Genomic DNA, 16,198 nt, shown 5'->3' with positions numbered 1-16,198 from the left:
GAAAAGACCATGCGAATAGCCGCACTTGACCAGGGCACCACCAGCACCCGCGTACTGGTTGTGGACATGCAAGGCCGTGCCGACATCCAACTGGCGCTGCGCCACCAGCAGCATCACCCTCGTCCGGGCTGGGTCGAGCACGACCCGCTGGAACTGCTGGCCAACCTGCAACGCTGCTTGGAAGCCACCGGCCGGGTCGACGCCATTGGCTTGGCCAATCAGGGCGAAAGCTGCCTCGCCTGGGACGCCATCAGTGGCGCACCGCTGTCTCCGGTGATCGTCTGGCAGGACAACCGCAGCGCCGCACGCATCGAGGAACTGCGAGCCAACGGAGCCGAAGCCCTGACCCTGGAGCGGGCCGGATTGCCTCTGGACGCCTATTTTTCCGCCAGCAAGCTGGCCTGGATCGTGGAGAACCTGCCGGCGGCACAGGCAGCCCTGAGTGCCGGCCGCCTGCGCCTGGGCACCACCGATGCCTACTTCCTCGACCGCCTGGCCGGGGTCTATGCCACCGACATCACCACCGCCTCGCGCACCTCGCTGATGAACCTCGCCACCGGCCAGTGGGACCCGCAGTTGTGTGCACTGTTCGGCGTCCCGCTAGAGGCCCTGCCACCGATCCGCGCCACGGTCGGCGACTTCGGGCGCATCGGCCAGACGCCCATCAGCGCCTCGGTGGTGGACCAGCAAGCCTCGCTCTACGGCCACGGCTGCCGGCAGCCGGGGGACGCCAAGATCACCTTCGGCACCGGCGCCTTCGCCCTGACCGTCACCGGCGATCAGATCATCCGCGCACCGGAGAAAGGACTGCTGGCCACCATTGCCTGGCAGGTCGATGGCAAGCCGGTGTATGCCATGGACGGTGGCGTGTACGACGCCAGCGCCGCGGTGGAGTGGGCCGGGCGGCTGGGCCTGTTCAGCGACTTCTCGGAGCTGGCGGCCTTCGATCAGCCACCGGCCATTTCCCGCGAACTGGCCTTTGTCCCGGCGTTGTCGGGGCTGGCCTGCCCGCACTGGGACCGCAGCGCCGGGGCGGTGTGGATCGGCATGAACGCCGCCACCAGCCGCCAGGACCTGTGCCAGGCGGTGCTGGAAGGCGTGGCCCTGCGCAGCGCCGAAGTGATCACCGCGATGGACGATCACCTGCGTGTCACCGACCAGCTGTCGATCGACGGCGGGCTGGCCCGCAGCCCGTATTTCGCCCAGTTCCTTGCCGATATCCTGCAACGCACCATCGTCACCCAGCGTTTCGACGAACTCACTGCCCTGGGCTGCGCAGCCCTGGCTGCCCGTGGCCTGGGCCTGGAGCTGCCGGAGTTGGACAACACCCGCACCCACTATCAGCCCCGTGTCGACCGGACCACGGCCGACGTCTGGCGCCGCACCTTCAGCGCCGCCGTCAGCCGCTCCCAGGGCTGGTCCCAGCCGCGCTAAAACAGCCATTGGCCAAGGACGGCCGCCCCGTTCCCGGCAAGCCAGCGCCCCCTTGCCCATCCGCCGCGCCTATTGGACACTGACGCGCCCGCTCGCGGCCATGCGGCGGGCACATCAAGCGGTTGCTGGCGACTCAGACACACGGGACCACTGACTGCTGCGCGGGCACACGACCTGCCTGGCTGTGCTCATAAAACGGATTGCTACTGAGTCGAGGATTTATGAAAGACGCAACGATTGCGCTGCACCATGGATTCAAGTCGGACCCGACCACCAAGGCCGTGGCCGTGCCCATCTACCAGAACGTCGCCTTCGAGTTCGACAACGCCCAGCACGGGGCGGACCTGTTCAACCTGGATGTGCCCGGCAACATCTACACCCGCATCATGAACCCCACCAACGATGTGCTGGAACAGCGCATGGCCGCCCTGGAAGGCGGGATCGCCGGGCTGGCGGTGGCGGCTGGCAGCGCGGCGATCCACTACGCGATCCAGACCCTGACCCAGGCCGGGGACAATATTGTCTCCACGCCCCAGCTGTACGGCGGTACCTACACCCTGTTCGCCCACCTGCTGCCCAGCTTCGGGGTCGAAGTGCGCTTCGCCCGGGACGATTCGCCAGAGGCCATCGCCGAGCTGATCGACGACAAGACCAAGCTGGTGTACTGCGAAAGCATCGGCAACCCGGCGGGCAACATCGTCGACATCGAGGGCCTGGCCCAGGCCGCCCACGCCCGCAACGTACCGCTGATGGTGGACAACACCGTGGCCACGCCGATCCTGTGCAAGCCGATCCAGTTCGGCGCCGACATCGTGGTGCACTCGGTGACCAAGTACGTCGGTGGCCACGGCAACTCCCTGGGCGGGGTGATCGTCGACAGCGGCAACTTCCCCTGGGCCGAGCATCCGCAGAAGTTCGCCAACCTCAACACCCCGGAGCCGGCCTACCACGGCGTGGTCTACACCGAGAAGTTCGGCCCGGCTGCCTTTATCGCCCGGACCCGCACCGTGCCACTGCGCAACACCGGCGCGGCGCTGGCACCGATGAACGCCTTCCTCCTGCTACAAGGCCTGGAAACCCTGGCCCTGCGCATGGAACGCCACACCGACAACGCCATCCGGGTCGCGCAGTTCCTCAAGGACCACCCGCTGGTGGCCTGGGTCAGCTACGCCGGCCTGGCCGATCACCCGCACCATGAACTGGCGCGCAAGTACATGCAGGGCAAGCCGTCGGCGATCCTGTCCTTCGGCCTAAAAGGCGGCTATGCCGCAGGCGTGCGTTTCTACGACGCCCTGCAGATCTTCAAGCGCCTGGTCAACATCGGCGACGCCAAGTCCCTGGCCTGCCACCCGGCGTCCACCACTCACCGGCAGATGAACGAACAAGAGCAGGCCAAGGCCGGCGTCAAGCCGGAGATGATCCGCCTTTCGGTCGGCATCGAGGCCATTGAGGACCTGCTCGAGGACCTTGACCAGGCGCTGAAACAAGCCTGATTAATCGGCCCTGGCAGCAGACGCCAGGGCCATCCCCCCAAATCCCCCCAGCGCGTTGGCACCGACGCATCCAACCCTAACCAGCCCCCAGGATCATTACTCACCCGCAAAGGAACCCAACATGATTGTGCGTTACGTAAAAATCACCATGACCCTGGCAGTGGCGGCGTTCGCCTTGCTGGTGGCTTACAACAACATCAGCGACTACGACTCCAACTTCGCCTTTGTCCAGCACGTACTGAGCATGGACAGCGTCTTCCCCGGCAACACCGCCACCGACCGCGCCCTGACCCTGCCCCTGCTGTGGAATGTCGGCTACTGGCTGATCATTACCGGCGAGGCCCTGACCGGGGTATTGCTGGTCGTTGGCGCCTTGCGCCTGTGGCTGGCGCGACACGGTGTCGCCAGTTACTTCAACCGGCGCAAAGGCTGGGCCATTGCCGGCTTCTGCCTGGGCTTCTGCGTCTGGTTCTTCGGCTTCATGGTGGTGGGTGGCGAGTGGTTCATGATGTGGCAATCCCAGACCTGGAATGGCCAGGACGCGGCCTTCAAGTTCTACATGGCGATCCTTGGCGTGTTGATCTTCCTCAACCAGCCCGACGCTGAACTGCACTAAAAAAAACGGCCCGCTGCGGTGACGCAGCGGGCCGTTTTCATTGCCCCGAACGATCAGGGCAGGATTTACGCACTCAGTGGTTGAGCTTGAAATCCTTCTCGGCCGCTTCAAAACGCTGAACCATGCCAGCGCTTGGAGCACCCATCTTGCTCACCAGCACGATTGCCAGGCTGGCGAAGATGAAGCCCGGGATGATTTCGTACAGACCCAGCAGAGCGAAGTGTTTCCACAGGATCACGGTGACGGCACCGACGATGATCCCGGCCAGCGCGCCGTCGCGGGTCATGCCCTTCCAGAGCACCGAGATCAGCACCACAGGACCGAACGCCGCACCGAAGCCGGCCCAGGCGTAGCTCACCAGGCCCAGCACGCGGTTTTCCGGGTTGGCGGCCATGGCGATGGCGACCAGCGCCACCACCAGCACCATGGCGCGACCGACCCATACCAGCTCAACTTGGGAGGCGTGCTTGCGCAGGAAGGCTTTATAGAAGTCTTCGGTCAGGGCACTGGAGCACACCAGCAACTGGCAGCTCAGGGTACTCATCACCGCCGCCAGAATGGCCGACAGCAACACACCGGCTACCCACGGGTTGAACAGCAGCTTGGCCAGTTCGATGAACACACGCTCAGGGTTCTCGGTCACGGGACCGGCCACTTCAGGATGCGCCGAGAAGTAGGCGATACCGAAGAAGCCCACGGCCACGGTGCCGCCCAGGCACAGGATCATCCAGGTCATGGAGATGCGACGGGCGTTGGCGATCGACTTCACCGAATCCGCCGCCATGAAACGCGCCAGGATGTGCGGCTGACCGAAGTAGCCCAGGCCCCAGCCCATCAGCGAGATCACGCCGATAAAGGTGGTGTTCTTGAGCATGTCGAAGCTGGTCGGGTCCTTCGCTTCGATCGCCAGGAAGGTGGTATCGACGCCACCGGTGGCCAACAGCACGATGATCGGGGTCAGGATCAACGCGAAGATCATCAGCGTGGCCTGCACGGTATCGGTCCAGCTCACCGCCAGGAAGCCACCGACAAAGGTGTAAGCAATGGTCGCCGCCGCGCCAGCCCACAGCGCCGTCTCGTAAGGCATGCCGAAGGTGCTTTCGAACAGACGGGCACCGGCCACGATGCCGGAGGCACAGTAGATGGTGAAGAACACCAGGATCACCACCGCGGAGATGATGCGCAGCAGGCCGCTTTTATCTTCGAAACGGCTGGAGAAGTAGTCCGGCAAGGTCAGAGCATCACCGTTGTGCTCGGTCTGCACCCGCAGACGACCGGCAACGAACAGCCAGTTCAGGTAGGCACCGACGATCAGTCCGATGGCGATCCAGCTCTCCGACAGACCCGACATGTAGATAGCGCCCGGAAGGCCCATCAGCAGCCAGCCACTCATGTCGGAAGCACCAGCGGAAAGCGCGGTCACCACGCTGCCCAGGCTGCGGCCGCCAAGAATGTAGTCGGAAAGGTTGTTGGTGGAGCGATAGGCCATGAAGCCGATCAGCACCATTGCTGCGATGTAGATCACGAACGTGATCAAGGTTGGATTGCTTGCACTCATTTGAGTTACGCCCTGGCTTTGTTTTTATGTAGCGGCGGTCAGCAGTACCGTCACCCAGCTTTTACAGTTTGGAAGACGATCGGCTATCGCGCACGTTTTATGACCAATGTTTCCCCAGGAAAGCCATTGGCCGATGAACCGAGTCGCAAAAGACAGGTTGCACCTTGGGCGCGAATCCTATTCAACAAATTAAACAAGGTGCAACCAGTTTCATCCAATTAAGTTGCACCTTGTCGCATTTACCGACGACGACAACTTTTTTGCTCCTTTTTGGAGCAAGAAATCCACCCGCCAGAATTAAATGCACCAAGGCAATACGGGAGCCAGGAGGCAATATTGATTTCCTGACGAGCTGCTATTTATTCCGGCGAAAAAAGGGTTGCACCCGGTTGCACCTATTTCGGCGCACGGATAATCTTGCCGCCAGCTGATGCCACACGTGCGTGGCAAACATGAGGATAAAAATATGGCTACCACCACCCTCGGGGTCAAACTCGACGACCCAACCCGCGAGCGCCTCAAGGCCGCTGCGACCTCGATCGATCGTACGCCGCACTGGCTGATCAAGCAGGCGATTTTCAATTACCTGGAAAAACTCGAGGGTGGTGCAACCCTGACCGAGCTGAGCAGTGTCACCACCAAGGACGGCGACGACGCCGGCGACGTGCTGACCGATCACGCTCACCAATGCTTCCTCGAATTTGCCGAGAGCATCCTCCCGCAATCGGTGCTGCGCGCCTCGATCACCGCTGCCTACCGCCGCCCGGAACCGGAAGTGGTGCCGATGCTGCTGGAGCAGGCGCGTCTGCCGGCCGCCACCGCCGAAGCCGCCAACAAGCTGGCCGCCTCGATCGCCGAGAAGCTGCGTAACCAGAAGAGCGCCGGCGGCCGTGCCGGTATCGTCCAGGGCCTGCTGCAGGAGTTCTCCCTGTCGTCCCAGGAAGGCGTGGCACTGATGTGCCTGGCCGAGGCCCTGCTGCGCATCCCCGACAAGGGCACCCGTGACGCGCTGATCCGCGACAAGATCAGCACCGGCAACTGGCAGCCGCACCTGGGCAACAGCCCGTCGCTGTTCGTCAACGCCGCCACTTGGGGCCTGTTGCTCACCGGCAAGCTGGTGTCGACCCACAACGAGGCCGGCCTGACCTCCTCCCTGAGCCGCATCATCGGCAAGAGCGGCGAGCCGATGATCCGCAAGGGCGTGGACATGGCCATGCGTTTGATGGGCGAGCAGTTCGTCACCGGCGAAACCATCGCCGAAGCCCTGGCCAATGCCAGCAAGTTCGAAGCCAAGGGCTTCCGCTACTCCTACGACATGCTCGGCGAAGCGGCACTGACCGAGCACGACGCGCAGAAATACCTGGCGTCCTACGAGCAGGCCATCCACTCCATCGGCAAGGCCTCCCACGGTCGCGGCATCTATGAAGGCCCGGGCATCTCCATCAAGCTCTCGGCGCTGCACCCGCGTTACAGCCGCGCCCAGTACGAACGCGTGATGGAAGAGCTGTACCCGCGCCTGCTGTCGCTGACCCTGCTGGCCAAGCAATACGACATCGGCCTGAACATCGACGCCGAAGAAGCGGACCGCCTGGAGCTGTCCCTGGACCTGCTGGAGCGCCTGTGCTTCGAGCCGCAGTTGACCGGTTGGAACGGCATCGGCTTCGTGATCCAGGCTTACCAGAAGCGCTGCCCGTACGTCATCGACTACGTCATCGATCTGGCCCGCCGCAGCCGTCACCGCCTGATGATCCGCCTGGTGAAAGGCGCCTACTGGGACAGCGAGATCAAGCGCGCCCAGGTCGAAGGCCTGGAAGGCTATCCGGTCTACACCCGCAAGGTGTACACCGACGTTTCCTACATCGCCTGCGCACGCAAGCTGCTGTCGGTGCCGGAAGTCATCTACCCGCAGTTCGCCACCCACAACGCCCACACCCTGTCGGCGATCTACCACATTGCCGGTCAGAACTATTACCCCGGCCAGTACGAGTTCCAGTGCCTGCACGGCATGGGTGAACCGCTGTACGAGCAAGTGGTGGGCAAGGTCGCCGATGGCAAGCTGAACCGTCCGTGCCGCGTGTACGCACCGGTCGGCACCCACGAAACCCTGCTGGCCTATCTGGTCCGCCGCCTGCTGGAAAACGGCGCCAACACCTCCTTCGTCAACCGCATCGCCGACCAGTCGATCTCGATTCAAGAGCTGGTGGCCGACCCGGTGGCGCAGATCGAGCAGATGGCCACCCTGGAAGGCGGTTTCGGCCTGCCGCACCCACGCATTCCGCTGCCGCGTGACCTGTATGGCAGCGAGCGCGCCAACTCCGCCGGCATCGACATGGCCAACGAACACCGCCTGGCGTCGTTGTCCTGCGCCCTGCTGGCCAGCGCTCACAACAACTGGAAAGCCGCGCCAATGCTCGGTTGCGCCGCCAGCAGCGAAACCCCGGCGCCGGTCCTCAACCCGTCGGATCATCGCGATGTGGTCGGTCACGTCCAGGAAGCCACGATCGAAGACGTCGACAACGCCATCCAGTGCGCGCTGAACGCCGCGCCGATCTGGCAGGCCACGCCGCCGGCCGAACGCGCCGCGATCCTGGAACGCGCCGCCGACCTGATGGAAGCCGAGATCCAGCCGCTGATGGGCCTGTTGGCCCGCGAGGCCGGCAAGACCTTCGCCAACGCCATCGCCGAAGTGCGTGAAGCCGTGGACTTCCTGCGTTATTACGCGGTGCAGGCCCGCAATGACTTCAGCAATGACGCCCACCGTCCGCTGGGTCCTGTGGTGTGCATCAGCCCGTGGAACTTCCCGCTGGCGATCTTCAGCGGCCAGGTCGCCGCCGCCCTCGCCGCCGGCAACCCGGTACTGGCCAAGCCGGCCGAACAGACCCCGCTGGTGGCAGCCCAGGCCGTGCGCCTGCTGCTCGAAGCCGGGATTCCCGAAGGCGTGCTGCAACTGCTGCCGGGCCAGGGCGAAAGCGTCGGTGCCCGCCTGGTCGGTGACGAACGCGTCAAGGGCGTGATGTTCACCGGTTCCACCGAAGTCGCGCGCCTGCTGCAACGCAACATCGCCGGGCGCCTGGACAACCAGGGTCGGCCGATCCCGCTGATCGCCGAAACCGGTGGCCAGAACGCCATGATCGTCGACTCCTCGGCCCTGACCGAACAAGTGGTCATCGATGTGGTGTCCTCGGCCTTCGACAGTGCCGGCCAGCGTTGCTCGGCCCTGCGCGTGCTGTGCCTGCAGGAAGATTCCGCCGACCGCGTGATCGAAATGCTCAAGGGCGCCATGGCTGAAAACCGCCTGGGCAACCCGGAGCGCCTGTCGGTGGACATCGGCCCGGTAATCGACGCCGAAGCCAAGGCCGGCATCGAGAAGCACATCCAGGCCATGCGCGACAAAGGTCGCAGCGTGTACCAGATGGCCATCGCCGACAGCGAAGAATGCAAGCGTGGCACCTTTGTCATGCCGACCCTGATCGAACTGGAAAGCTTCGATGAACTGCAGCGCGAGATCTTCGGTCCGGTGTTGCACGTGGTGCGCTACAAGCGCAAGGACATCGACCAACTGATCGCCCAGATCAATGCTTCCGGCTACGGCCTGACCCTGGGTGTGCACACCCGGATCGACGAAACCATTGCCAAGGTGGTGGACAACGTCAACGCCGGTAACGTCTACGTCAACCGCAACATCGTCGGTGCCGTGGTCGGCGTGCAGCCGTTCGGCGGCGAAGGCCTGTCGGGCACCGGCCCGAAAGCCGGCGGTCCGCTGTACCTGTACCGCCTGCTGTCGACCCGTCCGGTGGATGCCATCGAGCAATCCTTCGTTCGCGCCGATGCCGCCAACGCCCCGGACCTGCGCCTGCGCGAAGCCCTCGGCAAGCCGCTCAACGCCCTGCAAGCCTGGGCCGAGAGCAGCAAACTGGTGGAACTGGCGACCCTGTGCAAACAGTTCGCCAGCCAGTCGCAAAGCGGTATCACCCGCCAGCTGAACGGCCCGACCGGCGAGCGCAACAGCTACGCCATCCTGCCCCGCGAGCACGTCCTGTGCCTGGCGGAGGTCGAGGGCGACCTGCTGACCCAACTGGCGGCCGTACTGGCAGTCGGCGGTTCGGCAGTCTGGCCGGAAAGCGACCTCAGCAAGGCGCTGTTCGCCCGTCTGCCCAAGGACGTGCAAGCACGCATCCAGCGGGTGGCGGATTGGACCAAGGACGACGTGGTATTCGACGCGGTCCTGCATCACGGCGACTCTGACCAACTGCGCGGCGTTTGCCAGCAAGTGGCCCAGCGTGCCGGAGCCATCGTCGGCGTCCAGGGCCTGTCCCAGGGCGAGACCGCGATTGCCCTGGAGCGCCTGGTGATCGAGCGCGCCCTGAGCGTCAACACCGCAGCGGCCGGCGGTAACGCCAGCCTGATGACCATCGGCTGAAGCCGATAGTCAGCAGCATGGAAAAGAGCGCCCTCAGCGGCGCTCTTTTTTTTGCCCGATGCAATGTCCTGTGCCTGTTTGGCATCTTTATCACCCAGATCAATCTTGCTATTCAGCCTTTATTCACGCGCCTAGACTCAGCCCATTCCCTAGCCAACAGGTATGCCGCCATGTCCGAGACGCTGCTCAGTTCCCGCAATCTGGCTTTCGAACTGTATGAGGTGCTCGACGCCGAGGGCCTGACCCAGCGCGAGCGGTTTGCCGAGCACAATCGCGAAACCTTCGATGCCGCCCTGGGCACCGCGCGCAACATCGCCGAGAAGTACTTCGCCCCGCACAACCGCAAGGGCGATGAACACGAGCCGCGCTACGAAGACGGCCAGGCGGTGCTGATCCCTGAAGTGAAACCGGCGGTGGACGCCTTCCTCGAAGCCGGCTTTCTCAACGCCGCGCGCAGTTTCGACGCGGGCGGCATGCAGTTGCCGACCCTGTTGTCCCAGGCCTGCTTCGCCCACTTCCAGGCCGCCAACGCGGCCACGACTTCCTACCCGTTCCTGACCATGGGCGCGGCCAACCTGATCGAGAGCTTCGGCACCGACGAACAGAAACAGCGCTTCCTGCAGCCCATGATCGATGGCCGCTTCTTCGGCACCATGGCCCTGACCGAGCCCCATGCTGGTTCGTCGCTGTCGGATATCCGCACCCGCGCCGAACCGGCTGCCGACGGCAGCTACCGGCTCAAGGGCAACAAGATCTTCATCTCCGGCGGCGACCACCCGCTGTCGGAAAACATCGTGCACATGGTCCTGGCCAAGCTGCCGGACGCGCCGCCCGGGGTGAAGGGCATTTCCCTGTTTATCGTGCCCAAGTTCCTGGTCAACGATGACGGCAGCCTGGGGCCGCGCAACGACGTGCTGCTGGCCGGGCTGTTCCACAAGATGGGCTGGCGCGGCACCACTTCCACCGCGCTGAACTTCGGCGATAACGGTAATTGCGTGGGCTATCTGGTGGGCAAGCCCCATCACGGCCTGAGCTACATGTTCCAGATGATGAACGAAGCACGGATCGGCGTCGGCATGGGCGCGGTGATGCTGGGTTATGCCGGCTATCTGTATTCATTGGAATACGCTCGCGAGCGTCCGCAAGGTCGCCTGCCGGACAGCAAGGACCCGACCACCGCACCGGTTGCGATCATCCAGCACGCCGATGTGCGCCGCATGCTGCTGACCCAGAAGGCCTACGTTGAAGGCGCCTTCGACCTGGGGCTGTATGCGGCGCGGCTGTTCGATGACACCACCACCCTGGCCAGCGAGGCCGAGCGCCAGCAGGCCCATGAACTGCTGGACCTGCTGACGCCCATCGTCAAGTCCTGGCCTTCGGAGTTCTGCCTCAAGGCCAACGAGCTGGCGATCCAGATCCTCGGTGGCCACGGCTACACCCGGGAATACCCGGTGGAGCAGTACTACCGCGACAATCGCCTGAACCCGATCCATGAAGGCACCCACGGCATCCAGTCCCTGGACCTGCTGGGGCGCAAGCTGGCGCAGAACGGCGGCGCCGGGCTCAAGCGCCTGATCCGCCTGATCGCCGAGGCGGGCGAGCGGGCCCGCGCCCATGCGTCGCTGGACGCCCTGCGCCTGCCTCTGGAGCAACTGGTGACGCGCCTGCAGAGCGTGACCCTGGGTCTGCTGGGCGACTTGGCCAGCGGCAAGGTCACGGCGACCCTGGCCAACTCGGCGCTGTATCTGAAGGCCTTCGGCCACGCGGTGATCGGCTGGCGCTGGCTGGAACAGGCCATCAGGGCCGAGGAAGGACTGGCGCGAGGTCATGCCGGGGACCGGGATTTCTATCACGGCAAACTGCAGGCCGCGCGCTACTTCCTGACCTGGGAAGTGCCGGGCTGCCAGCATGAACTGACCCTGCTGGAAGCACGGGACGCCACCTGCCTGGAGATGCAGGACGCCTGGTTCTGAGGCCGAGGCGGCCTGTCACACCGCAGCGCTGTTCGCTGGCAAGCCAGCTCCTACCAGAAGGCTCACTCGACACCTGTAGGAGCCGGCTTGCCGGCGAAAGCGTCCGGCCTGGCACTGCGCGGCCCGAGGTTCGCTGGCAAGCCAGCTCCTACAGGCTGGTCAGTGCAGCTTGAAACCGCCCACCTGGCGCGCCAGGTCTTCGGCCAGGCGCTGCAGGGTCTGGCAATCCTCACGACAGGTGTGCACTTCAGCCGCGGTGGCCCGGGCCAGTTCGGAAATGCCCTGAACATTGCGGTTGATCTCTTCGGTCACCGCCGACTGTTCTTCCGTGGCAGTGGCGACCTGCTGATTCATGTCGCTGATACGCTCCACCTGCCCGGTGATCGCCGTCAGTGAGGCCCCGGTCTGCTGGCTGGACTGAACCCCGGTGCCGGTGGCCGATTGCCCCGCATGCATCGAGGACACGGCGTTCTCCGCCCCCTGCTTGAGGCCCTGGATCATCTGCTGGATCTCATCGGTGGAGGTCTGGGTACGCTGGGCCAGGGTCCGGACTTCATCGGCCACCACCGCAAAGCCACGGCCCATTTCCCCGGCCCGAGCCGCCTCGATGGCAGCGTTGAGGGCCAGCAGGTTGGTCTGTTCGGAAACCCCGCGGATCACCGCCAGCACCTGATCGATGGAGGCCACCTGTTCCGCCAGTTCGCCCACGGCACCGGCGGCCAGAGCGATTTCACCGGACATGCTCTCGATATGCCGAATCGAACCGCCCACCACGTCCTGGGCCTGCTGGGCTTCATCCCGGGCCGCCTGGGAAGCATCCGCCGCCTGCCCGGCATTGCGCGCAATGTCCTGCACGGTAAGCCCCATCTCATGTACCGCAGTGGCCACCATGTCGGTCATTTCCTGCTGCCGGCCGGAGCGCTCGGCGGTGTTCTCCACCACCGCCGCCACCTGGCTCACCGAGGAACGCAGGCGTTCGGTGGTGGCCAACACCTCACCGATCATGCCGCGCTGGCTGTCGAGAAAACGGTTGAAACCCCGGGCCAGATCCCCCAGTTCGTCGGCACGGCTGGCATCCAGGCGCAGGGTCAGGTCGCCACCGCCGCTGCCGATGGCCACCAGCCCTTCGGTCACCTGTCGCACCGGGCGTACCAGGCCACGGGCCAGCAGTACAACCAGCAATAGGCAGACGCCGGCGATGCCCAGGCCGATCAGACTGGTGAGCCAGATCGCCCGGTGCGCCTCGGCGTAAATCTGCGCCTGCGGCACCTCGGCCACCAGGCTCCAGCCAAAGCCGCGCAGTGGCAGGCTCAGGGCCAGGTAGTCTTCGCCGTCACGCTCGAAATGACTGCTGGTCAGTCCCTCGTGCCCCATCAGCGCCTCGGCGGCGGTCGCGCCGATCTGCTCGGACAACTGTCGCTTGCCACTGAATTCAGCGTCCGGATGCACCTGGATCAAACCATCGTTGCGCACCAGAAACACCCGGCCACGCTCGCCAAAGCTGTAGTCGTGAATCAGCTGCGACAGCTCGGTCATGCGCAAGCCAAGGCCGGTGACCCCCACCAGCTCACCGTCTTTCTCGACCCGGTAGTTGATGAACAGCGCCAGCTCGCCACTGGCAACATCGACATCGATGTTCAGCACCCGCGGCTTGCCGCTGTCGATAAAGCGATAGAACCAGACATCCTTCGGATTATCCCGACTCAGGGTCCGGTCCAGGCCTTTCTGGTTGTAATAGTGATGGCTGAGCGGGCTGGCCATCATGGTGGTGAAGGCCTGGTTCTCGGCGCGGATGTCTTCCAGGTAGCTGATGAAGCTCTGCGCCCGGGCAGGGTCTTCGCCTGCCGCCAGCCAGTCGCGCAGCATGCCGTTGCCGCCCAGGTCACGGGCGGCGGTCAGAGGCTGGGTCAGAATGCGTTCGATATCGTTGCGCATGGCTTCGATGCTCGAAGGCAGCGCCCTGTCCACCAGGTAGCTCTGGGTCAGGTGATTGATCAGCACCGTGTAGATCGCTACGACCACCAGCAGACTGACCAGCAGGGCCGAACCCATGCTGAGGATCAGTTGCCATTGAATACTGCGTCGCCAGAATTGCATGGAACACCTCTTTCTTATGGTTATAAGAGGCTGAGATACCGCGCCAGCCGCGGGAAGTTGTATACAAACAATGCTTCTGCTTGTCCAACTCATTACCCGCCAGCTGTGTGCACTTCCATCAATTCTGTTGAATGGTCTTGGCGATCACCTCGACGGTGGCGCTCACCTGCTCCTGATAACGCTCAAGCGCCTGGGCGTGCTGCTTTTTCATTTCGATCTGCTGCGAACACAGGTTCATCGCTGCCAGCACCAGCAGGCGCTCGCCAATCAGCGTCGGGTATTTTTTCTTGGTGTCGGCCAGGGCCGCCTTGAGCATCAGCGCGGCGTCCATGAGGGTCTGTTCCTCACCGGCCGGCGCCTTGATCGAGTAATCCTCGCCCAGGATCGAGACCACCTTCACCCCATCGATGTGATGTCTCATGGGTTGGCCGGGCTCGCACTGACGCGCTCAACCAGAGCCTGGATGCGGGCGGCGGTAGCGCCTTGTTTTTCTTCCTGCTCCATGAGGCTCAACTGCAGGCTTTCGTTTTCATCCTTGGCCTGGGCCAGTTGCTCCTTGAGGGTTTCGTTCGTGCCGAGCAGCTCCTGGTTCTGTACCACCAGGTCACTGACCAACTGTTCCAATTGGCTGAGGGATGCTTCCAACATTTTGATCTTCCGGGCTGTTTGCAAAGGGCGCGTACGATAAAGAAAAGTCACCTTGGATACCAGGGATATCCAGGCGCAAGGCCTTGATTTTACTGGCGATGACCCTCACGCGAGAGCTGTTAGAGACTGTCATTCGCGCCTCGGGTTCCTGACGTTCGGTCGGATGCTTCGGAGTTTTACGAATTATCCCAACAGGTGGTCAGACTTTTCTGAAAGCGCTCCTGGCGATTCAAGAAGCGTTTTTTCAACGCGATAGCACAGGTACTTCCCTGACCCAAACGCGCAAGCCGCGCACATCCGAGGTAGGTTCAATGTCCCTGCGCACCCTGAATATCGCTCCGAGAGCATTCCTCGGCTTTGCCGTGATCGGTTGTTTGATGCTGTTTCTCGGGATCTTCGCTCTGAGTCAAATGAGCAAGATCCGCGCAGCGACCGAACGCATCACCCAGGACACCATTCCCAGCATCAAGAGCGTCGACGACTTCACCCAACTGAGCCTGCGCCTGCGGGTCCAGGCCTACCGGCTACTGCTCAACCGCGACCCCGAGGAACAGCAAAAGACCCTGGACTCCATCAGCCAGCGCAACCAGAAAATCGATGAAACCCGGGCCCGCTACCAGGAGCTCATCAGCAGCCCGGAAGAGCACGCCGCTTACGATCAGTACATGGAACTGCTGACCCACCACCGCCAACTGGAAGGCCAGTTGATCGAGCTGTCGCACAACAACCAGCTCGAAAGCATGCAGCAGCTGCTGAACACCGAGCTGATGACCAGCGCCGAAAAGATCAACGCCCTTCTCAATCAACTGGTGGACATCAACACCCAGTACTCCAGCGCCGCCGATCAAGACGCGGCCGAGCAATACGCCACCGCCTTCAACCTGGTGGTGACGCTGCTGGTCATGGCCACCGCCCTGACCCTGGTGTTTGCCTGGCGGCTGATTCGCAGCATTACCCTGCCGATCGACAACGCCCTGCATGCGGCCGAAGCGATCGCCGAAGGCAACCTGACCCAGCCGATCACCGTGGATGGCCGCGACGAAGCCGGCCGCCTGCTGCAGGCCATGTTGACCATGCAGGAAAAACTGCGGGACACCCTGCAGCGCATTTCCGGTTCCGCCGGCCAACTGGCCTCGGCCGCCGAGGAGCTCAACAGCGTCACCGACGAAAGTGCTCGTGGCCTGACTCGACAGGACAATGAAATCGAGCAGGCGGCTACCGCGGTCAATGAAATGACCAGCGCCGTGGAAGAAGTCGCGCGCAATGCAGTGAGCACTTCCGAAGCTTCGCAAAACGCCACCCAATCCGCCGGGGACGGACGGGACAAGGTGCAAGAAACCGTCTCGGCCATCGAACGCATGACCGGTGACGTGCAAGACACTGCCAGCCTGATCGGCGAGCTGGCCAACGAGTCCCGGGACATCGGCAAGGTACTGGACGTGATTCGCGGCCTGGCCGACCAGACCAACCTGCTGGCCCTCAACGCCGCCATCGAAGCCGCCCGTGCCGGCGAGGCTGGCCGCGGCTTTGCCGTGGTTGCCGACGAAGTCCGCGCCCTGGCGCACCGCACCCAACAGTCCACCAGTGAAATCGAACGCATGATCGGCAGCATCCAGAGCGGCACCGAGCAGGCGGTGGAGTCGATGCGCAACAGCACCGAACGCGCCGACTCGACCCTGAACATCGCCCGCAGCGCCGGCCAGTCCCTGGACACCATCAACAGCGCCATCAACGAAATCAACGAGCGCAACCTGGTCATTGCCAGCGCCGCCGAAGAACAGGCCCAGGTGGCTCGGGAAGTGGATCGCAATCTGGTGAACATCCGCGACCTGTCGGTGCAGTCCACCACCGGTGCCAACCAAACCCGCTCCGCCAGCAGTGAACTGTCGATCCTGGCCGCTGACCTGAACAATCTGGTGACCCGCTTCCAGCTGTAAACCCCCTTCTCCCGGCTCCAGG

The 16,198-nt window shown here is 63.6% G+C and carries 10 protein-coding genes and 1 pseudogene; 6 read left to right on the top strand and 5 right to left on the bottom strand.

What is annotated here, in order from left to right; all coding sequences use genetic code 11:
* Nucleotides 1–9 precede the first annotated feature (9 nt).
* The 3 genes from PFZ56_RS08370 to PFZ56_RS08360 all read left to right on the top strand — a co-directional run bounded on the left by PFZ56_RS08370 (nt 10) and on the right by PFZ56_RS08360 (nt 3,543).
* Entirely contained in the window at nt 10–1,434 is a 1,425-nt protein-coding gene (locus tag PFZ56_RS08370; protein WP_170004071.1) for a glycerol kinase, read from the top strand.
* A gap of 221 nt (nt 1,435–1,655) precedes the next feature.
* Nucleotides 1,656–2,927 carry an O-acetylhomoserine aminocarboxypropyltransferase/cysteine synthase family protein gene (locus PFZ56_RS08365; protein WP_170004069.1) on the top strand — a complete coding sequence of 424 codons (1,272 nt, stop codon included), beginning with the start codon at nt 1,656–1,658 and terminating at the stop codon, nt 2,925–2,927.
* A 121-nt stretch (nt 2,928–3,048) separates the two neighbouring features.
* Nucleotides 3,049–3,543 (top strand): DUF2165 family protein, encoded by a 495-nt coding sequence (locus PFZ56_RS08360; protein WP_110595416.1) that lies wholly within the window; start codon nt 3,049–3,051, stop codon nt 3,541–3,543.
* Between the two features lie 73 nt (nt 3,544–3,616).
* Here the strand turns inward: PFZ56_RS08360 and putP are convergent, their stop codons facing one another.
* Complete coding sequence (gene putP, locus PFZ56_RS08355) at nt 3,617–5,101, bottom strand: sodium/proline symporter PutP (RefSeq protein WP_102862847.1); 1,485 nt, start codon at nt 5,099–5,101, stop codon at nt 3,617–3,619.
* 466 nt (nt 5,102–5,567) lie between these two features.
* Between putP and putA the strand changes: the two genes are divergently transcribed.
* Nucleotides 5,568–9,521, top strand: coding sequence for a trifunctional transcriptional regulator/proline dehydrogenase/L-glutamate gamma-semialdehyde dehydrogenase (putA, locus tag PFZ56_RS08350; RefSeq protein WP_123391373.1), 3,954 nt, complete (start codon nt 5,568–5,570; stop codon nt 9,519–9,521).
* Nucleotides 9,522–9,691: 170 nt separating this feature from the next.
* Nucleotides 9,692–11,494 carry an acyl-CoA dehydrogenase gene (locus PFZ56_RS08345; protein ID WP_170004065.1) on the top strand — a complete coding sequence of 601 codons (1,803 nt, stop codon included), beginning with the start codon at nt 9,692–9,694 and terminating at the stop codon, nt 11,492–11,494.
* Between the two features lie 159 nt (nt 11,495–11,653).
* Here PFZ56_RS08345 and PFZ56_RS08340 read toward each other — a convergent pair whose 3' ends face one another.
* The 4 genes and pseudogenes from PFZ56_RS08340 to PFZ56_RS08325 all read right to left on the bottom strand — a co-directional run bounded on the left by PFZ56_RS08340 (nt 11,654) and on the right by PFZ56_RS08325 (nt 14,239).
* The gene (locus PFZ56_RS08340; protein ID WP_394304650.1) at nt 11,654–12,361 is read right to left on the bottom strand and encodes a methyl-accepting chemotaxis protein; all 708 of its coding nucleotides are present in this window, start codon (nt 12,359–12,361) and stop codon (nt 11,654–11,656) included.
* Nucleotides 12,362–12,568: 207 nt separating this feature from the next.
* Nucleotides 12,569–13,429: pseudogene (locus tag PFZ56_RS08335) on the bottom strand (cache domain-containing protein); the annotation flags it as partial.
* Between the two features lie 280 nt (nt 13,430–13,709).
* Nucleotides 13,710–14,012 carry a cell division protein ZapA gene (locus tag PFZ56_RS08330; RefSeq protein WP_102862843.1) on the bottom strand — a complete coding sequence of 101 codons (303 nt, stop codon included), beginning with the start codon at nt 14,010–14,012 and terminating at the stop codon, nt 13,710–13,712.
* The gene (locus PFZ56_RS08325) at nt 14,009–14,239 is read right to left on the bottom strand and encodes a hypothetical protein (RefSeq protein ID WP_102862842.1); all 231 of its coding nucleotides are present in this window, start codon (nt 14,237–14,239) and stop codon (nt 14,009–14,011) included. The genes PFZ56_RS08330 and PFZ56_RS08325 overlap by 4 nt, the downstream gene beginning before the upstream one ends.
* 311 nt (nt 14,240–14,550) lie before the next feature.
* Between PFZ56_RS08325 and PFZ56_RS08320 the strand changes: the two genes are divergently transcribed.
* Nucleotides 14,551–16,176, top strand: coding sequence for a methyl-accepting chemotaxis protein (locus PFZ56_RS08320; RefSeq protein WP_102882054.1), 1,626 nt, complete (start codon nt 14,551–14,553; stop codon nt 16,174–16,176).
* Nucleotides 16,177–16,198 lie beyond the last annotated feature (22 nt).

Source organism: Pseudomonas danubii (assembly GCF_042980055.1).
Classification (GTDB): domain Bacteria; phylum Pseudomonadota; class Gammaproteobacteria; order Pseudomonadales; family Pseudomonadaceae; genus Aquipseudomonas; species Aquipseudomonas danubii.
This window is presented reverse-complemented; position numbering and strand designations above follow the sequence as displayed.

Excerpts from the sequence above, each read along its gene's own strand:
- PFZ56_RS08370 (WP_170004071.1), top strand. The coding sequence starts at position 10 with ATGCGAATAGCCGCACTTGACCAGGGCACCACCAGCACCCGCGTACTG.
- PFZ56_RS08365 (WP_170004069.1), top strand. The coding sequence starts at position 1,656 with ATGAAAGACGCAACGATTGCGCTGCACCATGGATTCAAGTCGGACCCG.
- PFZ56_RS08360 (WP_110595416.1), top strand. The coding sequence starts at position 3,049 with ATGATTGTGCGTTACGTAAAAATCACCATGACCCTGGCAGTGGCGGCG.
- putP (WP_102862847.1), bottom strand. The coding sequence starts at position 5,101 with ATGAGTGCAAGCAATCCAACCTTGATCACGTTCGTGATCTACATCGCA.
- putA (WP_123391373.1), top strand. The coding sequence starts at position 5,568 with ATGGCTACCACCACCCTCGGGGTCAAACTCGACGACCCAACCCGCGAG.
- PFZ56_RS08345 (WP_170004065.1), top strand. The coding sequence starts at position 9,692 with ATGTCCGAGACGCTGCTCAGTTCCCGCAATCTGGCTTTCGAACTGTAT.
- PFZ56_RS08340 (WP_394304650.1), bottom strand. The coding sequence starts at position 12,361 with ATGGGGCTTACCGTGCAGGACATTGCGCGCAATGCCGGGCAGGCGGCG.
- PFZ56_RS08330 (WP_102862843.1), bottom strand. The coding sequence starts at position 14,012 with ATGAGACATCACATCGATGGGGTGAAGGTGGTCTCGATCCTGGGCGAG.
- PFZ56_RS08325 (WP_102862842.1), bottom strand. The coding sequence starts at position 14,239 with ATGTTGGAAGCATCCCTCAGCCAATTGGAACAGTTGGTCAGTGACCTG.
- PFZ56_RS08320 (WP_102882054.1), top strand. The coding sequence starts at position 14,551 with ATGTCCCTGCGCACCCTGAATATCGCTCCGAGAGCATTCCTCGGCTTT.